Genomic DNA, 1,510 nt, shown 5'->3' with positions numbered 1-1,510 from the left:
CTCAAGCATAGCTGCCAGATAACTCTGTTCAAAGACCCAAATGCCCTCATCCTCTAGCGATGCTGCAACTTCTGTAGCAAATACGACAGGATCTTCCAAATCATAGAACATTGAGAATGAAGTGATGACTTTGGCTTTTTTTCCACTAGCAATCTCACTAACGATCTTTTCACTAAAAAATTCTGGTACAAGCTTAACCCCTTGCGGATAGTGCTCAAGAAATTTCTCCCCTGATGGATCAATGCCTACTAGGTTGAATACACCTCCCGGATAGGCGCCTAGAGTGGTTCCATCACTGCTGCCGATATCTACCACCAGATCGCCATCCGTCAGAATTTTCTTAGTTAGAATTTTTTCAACCTTTGAATGCAAATGATTAACCATGCTAGCGTTAAGAGAAGATCTGTAACCATAATTTTCACCATACATGAGGTTAACATTGTAGCTTTGCCGTAACTGCACGAGCCCGCAACAACTATCTCCAGCACATTTAACCAGCTCGACTGGACCAGAAAAGACAGGTTCCTCCCGCGCGGCAGGAAACGTACCAGTTAGAGCCTGAGTTCCTAAATCCATGATTGATATCAAATTGCTATTCCCACAAATACGGCAATTTCTAATCGTCTTATACATCCAATACCCTATGAATTGTAGGTTTTGAGGAAGGTTTTACTCATTATGAGAGAGAGTTTTAAATCCATGTCGCTTAACTAGTTCATTTTTTTCAGCTAGCTTCAAGTCTTCACGAACCATCTCTGAGACGAGCTCACGAAACATTATACGAGGCTCCCAGCCTAGTTTTTCTTTTGCTAAAGATGCATCTCCTAATAGAGTTTCTACCTCAGTTGGCCTAAAATAGCGCGGGTCGACAGAAATTATCGGCGCGGTTTCATCTAAATTATTGCCGTCTGGTTTCGAAGAACCGCCTATCCAATAGCCTTTCTCATCCTTTCCTTCCCCCTCCCAACAGATATCCATTTTCAATTCCTTGGCAGCTATGTTTATAAAATCACGCACGCTATATTGCTCTCCCGTTGCAATAACAAAATCTCTCGGCTGATCTTGCTGCAACATAAGCCATTGAATTTCAACGTAATCTTTTGCATGCCCCCAATCACGTTTAGCATCTAGATTGCCCAGATATAGACAGTCTTGAAGGCCTAATTTTATTCTGGAAAGCGCCCGCGTAATCTTGCGGGTAACAAATGTTTCCCCCCGCAACGGTGATTCATGATTAAATAGAATACCGTTGCACGCATATATTCCATACGCTTCCCTATAATTAATTGTTATCCAATAAGCGTACAATTTCGCAACGGCATAGGGACTACGCGGGTAAAATGGTGTGGACTCTCTTTGTGGTACCTCCTGGACGAGGCCATAGAGTTCTGAAGTACTTGCCTGATAAAAACGAGCTTTCTTTTCTAATCCATGAAGCTTAATCGCCTCTAGGATACGGAGCGGACCCAAAGCATCTGAATTAGCGGTATATTCAGGCTCCTCAAAACTA

1 protein-coding gene and 1 pseudogene are annotated in these 1,510 nt (G+C 42.7%); both read right to left on the bottom strand.

The genetic code is table 11. The annotated features are described in order from the left end of the window. Window positions 1–633, bottom strand: a pseudogene (locus ABGY95_RS01040) (methyltransferase); the annotation flags it as partial. A 36-nt stretch (window positions 634–669) separates the two neighbouring features. Continuing rightward, on the bottom strand, window positions 670–1,510 hold an 841-nt coding region (locus ABGY95_RS01035), incomplete at its 5' end, for a GDP-mannose 4,6-dehydratase (RefSeq protein ID WP_347439820.1).

Origin of the sequence: Rubritalea sp., from assembly GCF_039830215.1 — a bacterium.
Classification (GTDB): domain Bacteria; phylum Verrucomicrobiota; class Verrucomicrobiia; order Verrucomicrobiales; family Akkermansiaceae; genus Rubritalea.
The sequence above is the reverse complement of the archived record's forward strand: the minus strand, read 5'-3'. Positions and strand labels throughout refer to the sequence as shown.